Annotated in this window: 16 protein-coding genes; 13 read left to right on the top strand and 3 right to left on the bottom strand. The window is 70.0% G+C overall.

Translation table 11 applies throughout. The annotated features are described in order from the left end of the window. Window positions 1-2 precede the first annotated feature (2 nt). Window positions 3-1,259, bottom strand: a complete 1,257-nt coding sequence (locus PBV52_RS30960) for a hypothetical protein (protein ID WP_274242799.1) — start codon at window positions 1,257-1,259, stop codon at window positions 3-5. Between the two features lie 51 nt (window positions 1,260-1,310). After that, the gene (locus PBV52_RS30965; RefSeq protein ID WP_274242800.1) at window positions 1,311-1,826 is read right to left on the bottom strand and encodes a SigE family RNA polymerase sigma factor; all 516 of its coding nucleotides are present in this window, start codon (window positions 1,824-1,826) and stop codon (window positions 1,311-1,313) included. A 129-nt stretch (window positions 1,827-1,955) separates the two neighbouring features. Between PBV52_RS30965 and PBV52_RS30970 the strand changes: the two genes are divergently transcribed. Beyond that, window positions 1,956-2,390, top strand: coding sequence for a hypothetical protein (locus tag PBV52_RS30970; protein WP_274242801.1), 435 nt, complete (start codon window positions 1,956-1,958; stop codon window positions 2,388-2,390). Between the two features lie 6 nt (window positions 2,391-2,396). On the opposite strand, the gene PBV52_RS30975 is transcribed toward PBV52_RS30970, so the two are convergent. Then, window positions 2,397-4,076 (bottom strand): chitinase, encoded by a 1,680-nt coding sequence (locus tag PBV52_RS30975; protein WP_274242802.1) that lies wholly within the window; start codon window positions 4,074-4,076, stop codon window positions 2,397-2,399. Window positions 4,077-4,319: 243 nt separating this feature from the next. Between PBV52_RS30975 and PBV52_RS30980 the strand changes: the two genes are divergently transcribed. The 12 genes from PBV52_RS30980 (at window position 4,320) to PBV52_RS31035 (ending at window position 14,324) form a co-directional block, all read left to right on the top strand. After that, entirely contained in the window at window positions 4,320-5,129 is an 810-nt protein-coding gene (locus tag PBV52_RS30980; protein ID WP_274249714.1) for a hypothetical protein, read from the top strand. Window positions 5,130-5,198: 69 nt separating this feature from the next. Then, a complete protein-coding gene (cpaB, locus tag PBV52_RS30985) occupies window positions 5,199-5,906 on the top strand; it encodes a Flp pilus assembly protein CpaB (protein WP_274242803.1) in 708 nt (235 codons plus the stop codon). 9 nt (window positions 5,907-5,915) lie between these two features. Beyond that, a complete protein-coding gene (locus tag PBV52_RS30990; protein WP_274242805.1) occupies window positions 5,916-7,181 on the top strand; it encodes an AAA family ATPase in 1,266 nt (421 codons plus the stop codon). Between the two features lie 71 nt (window positions 7,182-7,252). After that, window positions 7,253-7,573 (top strand): pilus assembly protein, encoded by a 321-nt coding sequence (locus PBV52_RS30995; protein WP_274249716.1) that lies wholly within the window; start codon window positions 7,253-7,255, stop codon window positions 7,571-7,573. Window position 7,574: 1 nt separating this feature from the next. Further along, window positions 7,575-7,952: a TadE/TadG family type IV pilus assembly protein gene (locus tag PBV52_RS31000; protein ID WP_274242807.1), complete on the top strand. Its 378-nt coding sequence runs from the start codon at window positions 7,575-7,577 to the stop codon at window positions 7,950-7,952. Window positions 7,953-7,975: 23 nt separating this feature from the next. Continuing rightward, a complete protein-coding gene (locus PBV52_RS31005) occupies window positions 7,976-9,313 on the top strand; it encodes a CpaF family protein (protein WP_274242808.1) in 1,338 nt (445 codons plus the stop codon). 10 nt (window positions 9,314-9,323) lie between these two features. After that, window positions 9,324-10,271: a type II secretion system F family protein gene (locus PBV52_RS31010; RefSeq protein ID WP_274242809.1), complete on the top strand. Its 948-nt coding sequence runs from the start codon at window positions 9,324-9,326 to the stop codon at window positions 10,269-10,271. Window positions 10,272-10,304: 33 nt separating this feature from the next. After that, complete coding sequence (locus PBV52_RS31015; RefSeq protein WP_274242811.1) at window positions 10,305-11,213, top strand: DUF5936 domain-containing protein; 909 nt, start codon at window positions 10,305-10,307, stop codon at window positions 11,211-11,213. A 13-nt stretch (window positions 11,214-11,226) separates the two neighbouring features. Further along, window positions 11,227-12,651, top strand: a complete 1,425-nt coding sequence (locus PBV52_RS31020; RefSeq protein WP_306801452.1) for a histidine kinase — start codon at window positions 11,227-11,229, stop codon at window positions 12,649-12,651. Then, a complete protein-coding gene (locus PBV52_RS31025) occupies window positions 12,648-13,361 on the top strand; it encodes a response regulator transcription factor (protein WP_274242812.1) in 714 nt (237 codons plus the stop codon). Before PBV52_RS31020 ends, PBV52_RS31025 begins: the two co-directional genes overlap by 4 nt. Before the next feature lie 124 nt (window positions 13,362-13,485). Beyond that, on the top strand, window positions 13,486-13,683 hold the full coding sequence (locus PBV52_RS31030; RefSeq protein WP_274242813.1) for a Flp family type IVb pilin: 198 nt from the start codon (window positions 13,486-13,488) through the stop codon (window positions 13,681-13,683). Next, window positions 13,683-14,324, top strand: a complete 642-nt coding sequence (locus PBV52_RS31035; RefSeq protein WP_274242814.1) for a pilus assembly protein TadG-related protein — start codon at window positions 13,683-13,685, stop codon at window positions 14,322-14,324. Before PBV52_RS31030 ends, PBV52_RS31035 begins: the two co-directional genes overlap by 1 nt. The last annotated feature ends 14 nt before the right edge of the window (window positions 14,325-14,338 follow it).

Below are 14,338 nucleotides of genomic sequence, written 5' to 3' on the forward strand. Positions count from 1 at the left end.
GGCTAGCGGTACTGGTCCCACTTCGGGCTGAGGGCGATCTCCCGGAGCTGCTTCATGGTCAGGGCGGGGGTCTCGCGGGTCGGGGCGTCGTGCTGGGTGCCGGCGTTGAAGGCACTGACGACGACACGGAAGCCGTCCGTACCCGCACGGAGGGTGTCGACGGTCCACATCACGGCGCCTTCGACGCCCTTGTCGCCGCCACTCTCACGGGAGACGACCTTCGTGCCGTCGGGCAGGGTCTCGGAGCCCTCTCCGAAGAGCTGGTCGGCGACGTCGTCCATGCCGTGCTGGACGTCGATCTGGACGTAGCTCCTGCCCTTGCCGTCGTCGAGGACGAGGTAGGAGTAGTCGCTGCCCTTCTCGACGACCTCGACGTCCTCGGGGAGCAGCGGCCCGAGGGTGTCCAGGATCGAGTCGACCGTCGGCTCGGCGGGGGCACTCGACGTGGCCGACGCTGTGGGCTTCTCGGTGTCTTCGGGAATGAATTCGACGTACTTGCGCCACACCTGGGCCGTCACCAGCTCCTTCAACTGGGCGGTGGACAGGGGTGGTTCGCCTCTGCTGATGGGCGCGTCCTTCTCGGCGGCGGCGTTCCACTCGTTGACGGAGACGTGCTGTCCGCTGGGCGTGATCAGGTCGGCCGACCACATCTTGGTGTCGACGCGCCGGTCGGGATACTCGTAGCCCTGGAACAGCTTGAGCAGCGAGCCGTCGGCCAGCCTGGTGGAGACGCAACTGTCGTGCGGGACCAGCGCCTTGTCCGGGCAGTCGGTCGTCTCGCGGGCCTGGTCGCTGCCCGGCTCGACCCGGTCGAGGCTGACGCCGATGGCCCCGGGGCCCTTGCCGTCGTCGTAGACGAGGTGGACGTACGGCGACAGCACCGAGTCCTCGGTGCCCCGTGCCCGCTGCTCGCTGACCTTTCCTTCGGGGAGCAGCTCTTCGAGTGTCGCGATGAGTTCGCGGCTCGTCAGGGGAAGGGGGGACGGCGTGCCGGACGGCTGCCCGGCCACGCTGGAAGTGGACGGCAGCGGGGCGGGCGCGCCGCCCCAGGGCACCAGCAGCGTCGCGCCCACTGCGACCAGCGTGATCCCGGCCGCGCCGCCCACCACGGCGGCCCGCCGCCTGAGCCGCAGCCGCCGCCCCCGGACCTGACCGGCGGCGGCGAGCGCGGCCCGGTCGGCGTCGAATCCGCCGCCGATGTCGTGCAGGGCATGACTGAGCTGCCCTTCGAATCGTTCCTCGTCGTGCTCAACGGGCATGACAAACCACCGTTTCTCAGGATTGAGGTCGTAGGAGATGAGGCCGGGGGGTCAGTGAGCCGCGTACTCGCCGAGGTCCTCGCCCAGCAGCTCGCGCAACCGCCCGAGCGCCCGGGTGCACCGCGTCCGTACCGCCGCGGAAGTCGCGTTCAGCGCGTCGGCGGTCTCCTCGACGGACCGGTCCTCCCAGTACCGCAGGACCACCACCGCCCGGTCCTTGGCGGGCAGCCGGGCGAGCGCCTGGAGCAGGGTCAGCCGCAGCGACAGGTCCCCGTGTCCGCCGTCGGCCGCCGCCCGGTCGGGAATCGCGTCCGTGGCCCGCTCGGTGCTGCTGCGCCGCCTCTGATGGGCGAGGAAGGTGCGAGTGAGGACGGTCTGCGCGTACCCGGCCGGGTTGTCCGCCCGGGACACCCGCCCCCAGCTGACGTAGATCCGGCCCAGGGCCTCCTGGACGAGGTCCTCGGCGAGGTGGGTGTCCCCGGCGGTCAGCAGACAGGCCGACCGGTACAGATGCCCGGCCCTGGCCACCGCGAACTCCGCGTACTCGTCCGCGCGGGCCTGTCTCATGCGTTCCCCCTGTTGCTGTGCGCCGGCTGCCGGTGAGGTCCTCACTTCACTGATGCGGCGGGGCAGGGAGAATGTTTCACCGCAAGCCCGAATCAGTTCCAGCGAGTACGAGGACCGAGGACCCGACGGATGACCGAGCAGCCCCCACCACCCGGCCCCGGCTTCGGCCCGCCCCCACCGCAGTTCGCGCCCGCGCAGCCCTCGTACCCGCCTGTGCAGCCTCCGTACGGCCCCGCACAGCCTCCCTACGCCCCGGCCCCGCCGCAGCCGGCTCCCGCTCCGGCCGGCCCGGAGTTCCTGGCGATCGACAAACGCAACGCGGTCGTCGTCGACGCGTCCGGCGTCGCCTTCGAGATGTACGGCCTCACCATCGAGTTCCACTGGCCGGAGGTCCGCAGCGTCCACTACAAGGCGAGCCCGGACGGCAAGGCCCTGATGGTCGCCGTGGTCCACGTGGACGGCAGGTTCTACGAGTGCGTGGTGGAGGCCAAGCCCCGGACGCGGCTGCAGGAGTGGTTCCCGCAGCTGGCCTGGGTGCTCGGCCATTACCGGCCCACGGGGTGAGGGCCGCTACGGCAGCCCGTGCACATGCGGGCCGACGGCGCCCGACCACGCGTTGCCCGCGGTCGCGTCCCAGTTCGTCGACCAGGTCATCGCGCCCCGCAGGTCGGGGTACGTCCGCGACGGCTTGAACGAGCCGCAGTTCGTGCCCTTCGTCAGGCAGTCCAGGGCGTTGTTCACGGTCGACGGCGACACGTACCCACTGCCCGCCGCCCGCGTCGAGGCCGGCAGACCGAGGCCCACCTGGGACGGGGCCAGGCCGCCCTCCAGCTGGACGCAGGCCAGGGCGGTCAGGAAGTCCACCGAGCCCTGGCTGTAGGCCTTGCCGTCGCAGCCCAGCATCGAACCGCTGTTGTAGTACTGCATGTTGACGACCGTGAGGATGTCCTTGATGTTCAGCGCGGTCTGGAAGTAGGAGTTCGACGTCGACTGCATGTCGATGGTCTGCGGCGCCATCGTGATGATCAGCGACGAGCCGGCCTTCGCCGAGAGCGAGCGCAGTGCCTGCGTCATGTAGGTGGCGTTGAGGCCGTTCTCCAGGTCGATGTCGACGCCGTCGAAGCCGTACGTCTGCATGAGCGAGTACACCGAGTCCGCGAAGTTCGTGGCCGACGCCGCGTCGTTCACCGCCACCGTGCCGCGCTCACCGCCGACCGAGACGATGACCTTCTTCCCGGCGGACTGCTTCGCCCGGATGTCGGCCTTGAACTGGTCGACGGTGTAGCCGCCGAGCCCGGCCGAGTCCAGGTTGAAGGTCACCGCGCCCGGCGTCGAGGTCGCGTCCGCGAAGGCGACGGCGATGATGTCGTACGGGGACTGGACGTCGGCGAGCTTCTGCACCGTCGCCCCGTTGTTGAAGTTCTGCCAGTACCCGGTCACCGCGTGCTTCGGGAGGGCGGGGCCGGGGCCGGTCGGCGTGTTCGTCGTGCCCGTCACCGCCGCCGACTTGGGCGACTCACCGGCCGCGTTGGCCGCCGTGACCTGGAAGGAGTACGACGTCGAGGCCGCGAGCCCGGTCACGGTCGCCGAGGTGCCGGTCACCGCGGTCACCTTCGTGCCGTCGCGGTAGACGTGGTAGCCGGTCGCGCCCGAGATGGAGTTCCAGGCCAGCGACACCGACGAGGAGGTCGTACCCGACACGGACAGGCCGCTCGGCGCCCCCGGGACGGTGGGGGAGGGGTCGGTGCCACCGCCGCCGTCGGGGCCGTACACCGACACGTCGTCCGCGTAGTAGGCCGCCTGCCCGTACCAGCCGTGCGTGTACACCGTCACCGAGGTCGTCGAGGCGCCGGTGGTGAAGGTGGTCGACAGCTGCTTCCAGGCCGCCGAGTCCGGCGTCCAGGTCGACACGTCGGTCGTGCCCGTGCCCGTCACGCCCAGGTAGGTGTAGCCGCCCTGCACCCACGCGCTCAGCGTGTACGTCGAGTTGGGCTTCACCGCCACCGCCTGGGTGCAGCGGGCGTTGTCCTGCCCGGCCGGGGTGGCCTTCAGCGCGGTCGAGCCGCCGTGCACCGGTGCGGAGACGGTCGTGCCGCTGTTCGCGGAACAGGTCCAGTTGCTCAGGCCGGACTCGAAGCCGGCGTTCTTGGCGTTGTTGACGTCCGAGGCCGAGGCCTGGGCCGCGGGGAGGAAGGTGAGGGCGAGGGCGGCGGTGACCGCGGCCACCCGGAATCTGCTGCGTATGGACATGACAAGAGGCATGCTGAACAACCTGGTCCAGACCAATTCGCGTGTCAAGAGATTCCGGTAGTGGAGAATCTGTGTGCGTAACTTGCCCTGAATTGGCTTGACTTGTGCGAGAGGAGTTCGTTCCCAGCTACAGAGAAGCTGTTCTCCGGCCATAGAGCCGTGGATACAGTGCTGAGATAGTCACGCAATGAAGTCATCGGGGAGCTGCGCGTGCCAACTGCCATTGCCGTGACCAGCGCCGACATGGCGCTGCCGGCGCAGGACGAGCGAACCGTGCCCGCCGTCGTGCTCGGGGACCTCGACCGGGAGCCGCTGGAGCGGTCCTTGGAGGACATACAGGGGCTGATCGATCAGTACGGCCATGTGGTCGTCGTCTGCTCCCAGGCCGTTCCCCGGGCCGTGGAGCAGCGGCTGCACACCGTGCGGTCCCTGCTGGAGAGCGACCGTATCGCCGTGTTCCGCCCCGAACTGCCCCCGCTCGGGCTCGCCGTCCTCGCCCGCCAGCTGCGGCAGCTGGCCTCCTGCGACCTCAGCCCCGGTGTCCTCGCCTCGGCCGGCCGGCTGCTCACCCACTACATCCACGCCGGAGCGCTCCTCGGCTCCGTCGCCAAGCTGGACCGCGTCCCCGTGGACCTCAAGTCGCACGCCAAGTCCTGGGTGCCCGGAAGCCAGTTCGGCGTGCTCGCCCACCCGACCCCGCAACTGGTCCGGATCGCCCCCGGAGCCACCCTCAGCGGGCCGGAGTTCCGCACGTCGATGCTGGTCGCCCAGGGGCAGCTCCACTCCGACTGGGTCACCTCCAACCTGGTGAAGGTCTGGAACGCGCAGGGCCTGCGCGAGGCGGCGCTGCCCGCCGAGTCGGCCACCTGGTGGGGGACGCCCAAGCTGATCGAGTTCTGCGCCTATCTGCCCGACCTGTCGGTGCTTTACCAGCTCGTCACCTCGGTACGGCAGAACTCCTGTCACTGGTGCGGCATCGACGTCATCGGCGACCGCTGCGTCTTCTGCTCCGCCCTCCCGCCCGCCCACGAGCAGCCGGCCCGCGCAGGCTGACCGGACCCCGGCCGCTCAGGGCCGCCCCGACCCCACCCGACCGATTCCCCCAATGAGGTTGTCCGGTTCATGAACTCCCGTCAGCGCCGTGGCGTGATACTCCTGCTCCTGTCGATCGTGTGCGCCCTCGGCGCCTTCGCCGGCGTCCTCTCCGTCATCAGCGACGTGAAGTCCAAGGTCGGTCCCGAGGTCACCGCCTACCGGGTCAAGGCGAACGTCGCCCCCTACACGCAGCTCAGTGCCGGCCAGTTCGAGAAGACCGAGATGCCCGAGCGGTGGCTGTCGGAGAACGCGGTCACCGACCTCCGCGAGATCCAGGGCAAGATCGCCGTCACGACCCTGCGGAAGGGCTCCCTGCTCCAGAGCGACATGATCGTCGACCAGCCCGCCCTGAAGCCGGGCGAGCAGGAGGTCGCCATCATGATCGACGCGGCGACCGGCGTGGCCGGCAAGATCACCCCGGGCTCCACGGTCAACGTCTACGCCACCTTCGAGGGCCGGCGCGACAGCGACCCCGACCAGTCCAAGCTCATCGTGGAGAACGCCAGGGTCATCGACGTGGGCGAGCTGACCGCCCTCAAGCCCGACGCCGACGACCGCGACCGCGAGCCCACCGACGCCGTCCCGATCACCTTCGCCCTCCAGACCATCGACGCCCAGCGCATCACCTACGCCGAGTCGTTCGCCGACGAGGTCCGGCTCGCCCTGGTGGCACCCGGTACCGGCTCCGACGTCGACGCGACGGACCGCACCTACGAACTCGCCAAGGACAAGTGAGAGGCCCCCATGCCCACGAGGATCCTCCCGGCGGTCGGCGACGCGGACGCGGTCCGGTCCCTCACGACGCTGCTCAGCCAGCTTCCCGACGCCGAGCCGGTGGCCCCGGTGGCCGACTCCACCCAGCTCGTCGACACCCTCGCCCGGCTGGCCGCCGAGTCCATTGACGAGCTGCCCGAGGTCGTCGTCGTCCATGAGCGCATCGGCCCCGTCCCGGCCCTGGAACTCATCCGCGAGGTCGCCCTGCGCTTCCCCGCGGTGGGCGTCATCCTCGTCACCTCCGACGCCGGCCCCGGCCTCTTCCAGGCCGCCATGGACTACGGGGCGCGAGGCCTGGTCGCCCTCCCGCTGAGCTACGAGGAGCTGGCCAGCCGCGTCAACGCGGTGGCGCAGTGGTCGGTGGGCGTACGGCGTCATCTGGGCGCCGGCGGCGATGTGTTCAGCGGCGTCGGCGGCACGGTCGTGACGGTGAGCGGCGCCAAGGGCGGGGTCGGGACCACCCTCACGGCCATCCAACTGGCCCTCGCCGCCCAGGCGTCGGGCCGCAGCACCGCCCTGCTCGACATGGACCTGCAGACCGGCGACATCGCCGCCTACCTGGACATCCAGTTCCGCCGCTCGGTCGTCGACCTCGCCACCATCAACGACATCACGCCGCGCGTGCTGGCGGACGCGGTGTTCCGGCACGACACCGGCGTCGCCCTGCTCCTCGCGCCCGGCGACGGCGAACGCGGCGAGGAGGTCACCGACCGCGCTGCCCGCCACATCGTCGGCGCCCTGCGCTCCCGCTACGAGGTCGTCGTCATCGACTGCGGCGCCCAGCTGACCGGCGCGAGCGCGGCCGCCGTGGAGATGGCCGACACGGCGCTCCTCGTCGCCACCCCGGACGTGGTCGCGGTGCGCGGAGCCAAGCGCACGGTACGGATGTGGGACCGCCTGCAGATCCGCAAGGCGGAGGAGACCACGATCGTCGTCAACCGGTACTCCCGCGGTACGGAGATCCAGCCCGCCCTGATCCAGCGGATCACCGGCACGGGCATCGCGAGCACCGTGATCCCCGCCAACTTCAAGGAGCTCCAGGGCGCGGTCGACGCCGGCCGGGTGCACGAGCTGGACAGCAAGGGGTCGGTCAAGCAGGCCCTGTGGGCGCTCGCGGGGGAGCTGGGGCTGGTCAAGGGCACCGAGGGAGCCGTCCCGCGCCGGAACAGCAGGGCGGCGCGGGGCGGGGACCGGGCGGCGCTGACGTTCCGGCGGCGGAAGGAGATAGGGAGGTGAGGGGGCAGCGGAGGGGCAAGGGGTGGCGGCTCGGGGACGACCGGGGCCAGGTCACCGTCGAGTTCCTCGGCATGACCCCGCTGATCATCATCACGCTGGTGCTGCTGTGGCAGTTCGTGCTGCTGGGGTACACGTTCTCGCTCGCGGGGAATGCTGCGGACGAGGCGGCGCGGGCGGCGACGGCGTCCGAGGGACAGGCGGCCTGCGAGGAGGCCGGGCTGCAGCATCTGCCGGGTGCGTGGGAGGGCGGCGCAAGCGTGCGGTGCAAGGCCGACGGCCTTTACGTGACGGCCGATGTGCGCCTGGAGGTGCCCGTCCTCTTCCCCGGCTCGATCGGCTTCCCGTTCACCGTCGAGGGCCATGCGGGGGCCGTGCAGGAGGAGAAGGACTGAGATGTCGTACGACGACAACGGCCCCCGCGCGAGGTCACGCGACCGCGGTCAGGTCGCCATCGAGTACCTCGGGTTCATCCCGATCCTGATCCTCGTCGCCATGGCCGGCGTGCAGATCGGCCTGATCGCCTACACCGCCCAGCAGGCGGGCACGGCGGCCCGGGCCGGGGCGCGCGCCGCCTCGCTCGAACCCGGTGCCGCCCAGGAGGGGTGCGAGAACGCGATCAGCGACTGGTTGTCCGTCACCTGCGAACCCGCGGAAGGCGGCGACGAGGTCACCGTCACGGCCGTCGTCCAGATCCCGTCGATCGTCCCCGGCTGGGAGTTCGACGACGCCCGCAAGACCGCGACCATGCCGCTCGACTCGACCACCGACTGACGCAGGAACGAGGAGCACCGACCATGAGCCTGCGCGCACGCATCAACACCCCCGAGGAGAACCCCGGCCGGGGCGAGGACGGCCACCTGGTCGCCTCGTACCGGGCCAAGCTCCTGGAGGAGATCGACCTCGCGGAGATGAGCTCGCTGGCCGCGGCCGAGCGCCGGGCCCGGCTGGAGCGGGTGCTCGGGCACATCATCAGCCGTGAGGGCCCGGTGCTGTCGACGGCCGAGCGCTCGCAGCTGATCCGCAGGGTCGTCGACGAGGCGCTCGGGCTGGGCATCCTGGAGCCGCTGCTGGAGGACGCGTCGATCACCGAGATCATGGTGAACGGCCCGGACGCGATCTTCGTCGAACGCGGCGGGCGGGTGGAGCAGTTGCCGCTGCGCTTCCCCTCCCACGACCAGCTGATGCAGACCATCGAGCGGATCGTCTCGACGGTGAACCGGCGGGTCGACGAGTCCAACCCGATGGTGGACGCACGCCTGCCGTCCGGCGAGCGCGTGAACGTCATCATCCCGCCGCTGTCCCTGACCGGCGCGACGCTGACGATCCGCCGCTTCCCCCGCTCCTTCACCCTGCACGAGATGACCGGCTTCGGCTCGCTCGACGAGCCCATGGTGTATCTGCTGGCCGGGCTGGTGCAGGCGAAGTTCAACATCATCGTCTCGGGCGCGACGGGCACGGGAAAGACCACGCTGCTCAACGCGCTCTCGGGCCTGATCCCCGAGCACGAGCGCATCATCACCATCGAGGACTCCGCCGAACTCCAGCTCCAGCAGTCCCATGTGATCCGCCTGGAGTCCAGGCCCCCCAACGTGGAGGGCAAGGGTCAGGTGACGATCCGCGACCTGGTCCGCAACTCCCTGCGTATGCGCCCCGACCGCATAGTCGTCGGCGAGGTCCGCGGCGGTGAGTCCCTGGACATGCTCCAGGCGATGTCGACCGGCCACGACGGCTCCCTGGCCACCGTGCACGCCAACAACACGGAGGACGCCCTGATGCGCCTGAAGACCCTCGCGTCCATGTCCGACGTGACGGTCCCCTTCGAGGCGCTGCACGACCAGATCAACAGCGCGGTGGACGTGATCATCCAGCTGACCCGTTTCCCGGACGGCGCCCGCAGGATCACCGAGATCGCCATCCTGGACAGCCACGGCGCGGAGCCGTACCGCCTGGCGACGGCGGCCCGCTTCCATGCCCAGCCCATGACGCCGGACGGCCGCGTCCACGGCGCCTTCGCGTACTACCCCCTCCCGCGCCGCACCGCGGACCGCCTCTACATGGCGAGCCAGCCGATACCCCAGGCCTTCGGCGTCGCCCAGTCCCCACTCGAGCTCGCCACCCGAGAAGCCAGGTAGGACCCCACCCATGGACCTGCAGACCCGCATCACCCTCACGACCGGCGTCGCCCTGCTGACCTGCGCCCTGGCCGTGGTGGGCGTCCACGCCTACGCCGCCGGCCGGGCCCAGCGCCAGGCCCTGGTCGACCGCCTGACGTCCACCGGCCAGCTCACCGGGGCCGGCGGCCGCCGACGCCGCTTCACGGACCTGGACCGCCGCCTGCGCCGTACGAAGCTGGGAAAGCGGCTGGAACTGCGCCTGGCGGCAACCGGCCTGGACGTCACCCCCGGCGAGTTCTTCGTCTACATGCTGGCGACGGTGGCGGGCCTGTGGCTGATCGGCCAGGCGACCCTGGCCCCCTTCTTCGGCCCGATCGCGGGCCTGCTCGGCGTGTGGGCGGCGGTCCAGTTCCTCAACTGGCAACGCCAGAAGCGAATCGAGAAGTTCATCAACCAACTTCCCGAACTGGCTCGCATCCTCGCCAACGCCGCCCACGCGGGCCTCGCCCTGCGCACGGCCATCGGCCTGGCCGCGGAGGAACTGGAGGCCCCGGCGGGCGAGGAACTGGCCAAGGTCTCCAACCAGCTGGCGCTGGGCGCCTCGATGGACGACGCCCTGGGCGAACTGGCGGAACGCCTGCCGTCCCGCGAACTGGTCGTCCTGGTGACCACGCTGGTGCTGTCCAACCGGGCCGGCGGGCAGGTGGTGAGCGCGCTGCGGAACCTCACGGAGACGCTGGAGGAGCGCAAGGAGACGCGACGCGAGGTCCGCACACAGCTCTCCCAGGTGAACATGACGTCGTACGCGGTCCCGGTCATGGGTGTCGGCTCCCTGTTCCTGATGAACGGGGTGAAGGACGGCGCCCTCGACCGCATGACGGGTTCGCCGGTGGGCCAGGCGGCGGTGCTGATCGCGTTCGGGCTGTACGCGGTCGGCTTCATCCTGATCCGCCGCCTGTCGCGGATCGACGTCTGAGGCGCCGAGGCGCGGGAAGGGAGGACGACGACCATGGGACTGGGACTCGGACAACTGGGAATTCTCCTGGCGCTGGTGATGGCCCTGAGCGTGTGGGGGATCTTCGCCGGTATCCGCATGTACCGCGCGGAGGCGAAACTGCCCGGTGATCTGGCGCTGGCCCTGGAGATCGGCGCGACCCGCACCGGCGCCGTGGACTCGCTCATCGACCGCATGGGCATGCGCTACGCCCCCGCCGTGCTGCGCCTGATGGGCCCGAAGCTGGTCGCCAAGTACCGCCGCAAGATCGACCTCGCGGGCAACCCCGGCGGCCTGACCATCGACCGCTATGCGGCCAGGCGCGCGGTGTACGGCTTCCTGGGCGCGGTCGGCTTCCTGGTGTTCCTGCTCCGGGGCCAGGTGTTGGTGGCGTTGTTGTTGCTGGCCTTCGGCGCCTTCTGGACGGAGGTCGGCATCTGGTCGGCGATCCGGATCAGGAAGGACGAGATCGAACGAACCCTGCCCGACTTCCTGGACGTACTGGCGGTCGTGGTGAGCGCGGGCCTGGGCTTCCGCCAGGCACTGGACCGGGTCGCCTCGAAGTACGAGGGCCCCTGGGCCGACGAACTCCGCATCACCCTGCGCCAGATGGACCTCGGCATGAGCCGCCGCCAGGCCTTCGCGGAGCTGCGGCGGAGGAACGACTCGGAACAGGTGGCCATGTTCGTGACGGCGCTCCAGCAGGGCGAGGAACTGGGCGCGCCGATCGTCGACACGCTGGTGGCGCTGGCGAAGGACATGCGCCGCACGGACGCCCAGAACGCCCGCCGGAAGGCGGCCCGGGCGGTGCCCAAGGCCACGATGATGATCACGACGTTCATGGTTCCGGCGACGATGATCCTGCTGGGGGCGGGGCTGTTGCTGGGGTCGGGGACGGACTTCGGGTCGTTGACGGGGGAGTAGGGGGGAGGGCTGTATGGCAGGTATGCCGGTGCGGATGGGCACGGGGTCGGGGCGAGGCGTGGCGCGAGTCGGCCGCGCGCTTCTGCGACGCCGGTGGACGTCCCGAACGGCGACTGCGGAGGCGGAGCGCTCTGCGGAGACCCCTCTGCAGGCACCGGAGACCTCTCCGCAGGTACCGGAGATCTCCACGCAGGTACCGGAGATCTCCCTCCAGATAAATGCCCTCCAGGCCATGTGCCGCCAGGTCTTCGGCTTCCGCCTCGCCATGATCGCGCTGGCGGCACCCGGGGCCCTGCTCAACGCGGCTCCGGGCCTGGGCACCCGTCTGGTGGGCGCGTCGGTGGTCATCACCTTCATGGCCTCGTACGCCCTGTTCCGCGACTGGGAACGCTTCGGCCCCCTCCTCCTGCGCCACCCCACCCTCCTGGCCGTCGACACCCTCTTCACCTCCCTCCTCCTCATCTCGGCGGGCCCGGACACGACTCTTGCCTACGTCAGCGTCTGCACCCCGCTCCTGGCCGGCATCGTCTACGGCTACCGGGGCGCGGCGGTGTTCGCCAGCGCGCAGTCCCTGATCCTGCTGCTGGCTTACGCGATCAACAGGGACGCGCAGGCGGGCAGCGTCCTGGCGGAGAAACTCCTCCTGCCGGGCCTGTGCGTCATAACAGGCGCACTGGGCTCGTCCCTGCGCAACCTCATGCTCCGCTTCGGCACGGCCACCGAGGCCCTGACGACGATCCAGGCCCGCCTGGCGGTGACGGAGGCGGTCAGCGCGGAACGAGCCCGCCTGGCCCGCGAGATGCACGACTCGGTGGCGAAGACGCTGCACGGCGTGGCGCTGGCGGCGGAGGGTCTGGCGGCTTCCTCGGCGTCGGCCTCGATGGACCCGGCCCGCATCAGGCAGCAGGCGGAACTGGTGGCACGCTCCGCCCGCCGAGCCGCGGCCGAGTCCCGAGAACTTCTGGCGGACCTGCGCCGCGAGTCCGATCCGGACCAGGCGACGGACATCGCGTCGGAACTGGCCGCTCGTATCGAGGACTTCACGGCCCGTACCGGCATGCGAGCCGCGTACGTCGCCATGGGCGAGGCCCCCGCACCCCCGGTCCCGCCGGCCGTCGCCCGTCAACTCCTCATCATCACCGAGGAGGCCATGGAGAACGCCCACCGTCACGCGAACGCCACCCGGGTCGACGTACGCGCAGGTGTCCAGGGCGACGTGCTGTATCTGACGGTCCAGGACGACGGGCAGGGACTTCCCACCGACACCACCTCCGAACACCTCCGCCGGTCAGGCCACTTCGGCCTGATCGGCATGGCCGAACGAGCTGCCTCGATCGGCGCCCGCATTCACCTCGGCAAGGGCGGCCACTCCCGCGGTACGGAGGTCCGACTGGAACTCCCGCTGGCGGCCCTGACGACGACAAAGGCGGCCCCATGAACACCCCCCTCCGGATCGTCGTGGCCGACGACAACCCAGTGGTCCGAGCAGGACTGACGGCTCTCCTGTCCGCCCACGAGGACATAACGGTCGTGGCCGAGGCGGCCAACGGCCACGAGGCCCACGAGGTGGCCCTCCGGCACCGTCCCGACGCGATCCTCCTGGACGTCCGCATGCCGGGCATGGACGGCATCGAGGCGCTCCCGCACCTCGTCCGTATAGCCCCAGTGATGATGCTGACGTACAGCGGGGAGTCGGAGACGGTCCGTGCGGCCATGCGCCGAGGGGCGGTCGGCTATCTGGTGCACGGGGAGTTCACGGCGGACGAACTGGTCAGGGCGGTACGGGACATGAAGGACGGCCGCTCCCACTTCACTCCCACCGCGTTGGCGTCCCTCGCGCAAGCAAACGCCAAAGACCCAACCGCTACAGGGAATTTCGGGGAACCGCTTTCGCAACTGCAACCGGGTGTGGGACAGTCGTCGTCGTACAGGTCACGGTTCCAGCTGAGCAGGAGGGAGGCGGAGATCATGGACCTCATCGCGTCGGGCATGAACAATCAGCAGATCGCCGCCACCTGCTTCATCAGCGAGAAGACGGTCAAGAACCACATCAACCGGATCTTCGCCAAACTCCACAGCACCAGCCGAGCGGAAGCCGCCGCCAAGTGGCTCGGCACGGCCCCGGGTTCACACCCAGGACGGAGTTGACCGGCGATGACAGAGCGATGGTTTTCGGCCGGGGCCCGGAATTGGGCCCAGGGACCCTCTGGTGTTTCGGGGATTCACGCTTACGTTTCTCACGAGGCCTCGCCCGACACCAGAGGGGAACATCATGAGCAACTGGATCAACACCGCCGTCAAGCACCTGCGCTGCCGTGCCGCTCGCGACGACAAGGGGCAGACGGCGGTGGAGTATCTGGGGATCATCGCGGTGGTCGTGGCGATCGTGTTGGCCATTACAGGAACGGACATCGGTCAGACGATCTTCGACGCGATCACGGACAAGATCACCGAGGTGACCGGCGGCTGATGCGACCACCGAGGTACGGCGACGCCGGGCAGGCCTTCCCCATCTACATCACGGTGGTGGCGGGCCTGCTTTTTCTCGCGTTCGCTTACCTTGCGGTCGGCCAGGCCGCGGCAAACCGGAACGGCGCCCAAACCGCGGCGGACGCGGCGGCTTTGGCGGCGGCGCTGGACACGCGGGACCAACTCGCGGGCAAGTGGGTGGAGGACGTCCTCGACCCGAGGAAGTGGCAGGACATTTTCAACGGCGACGTCGTCGGACTGGATCTGTCGTGCTGGCGAGCGGACGAACTCGCAGCGCAGAACGACGCCCATGTAGAAGGCTGCGATCCAGGAATCCTGAGCTATGAGGTCGAGGTCAGAACGGACAAGCCCGTCGGAGACTCGATCGTCCCCGGCACGGAAGACAAGAAGTCCAGGGCAGCCGCCACCGCCGTGATCGAGGCTCGCTGCACGTTCGACCTCCCGGGCGAGGAAACCGGGGGCGGAGACGAGGGCGGCGACGGAAACGACGTACTGCCACTGCCTCGACTCACCTGCGGGGACGAGAACTGGGACCCGGACCCGGACGATCCGACCACCCTTCCGGACCCCGAGGACCTCTTCGACGTCCATCTGGCCGACCTACAAGCGAACGACGAGTGACGAAGGAAGCAGAG

The sequence above is a fragment of the Streptomyces sp. T12 genome, from assembly GCF_028736035.1.
Classification (GTDB): Bacteria; Actinomycetota; Actinomycetes; order Streptomycetales; family Streptomycetaceae; genus Streptomyces.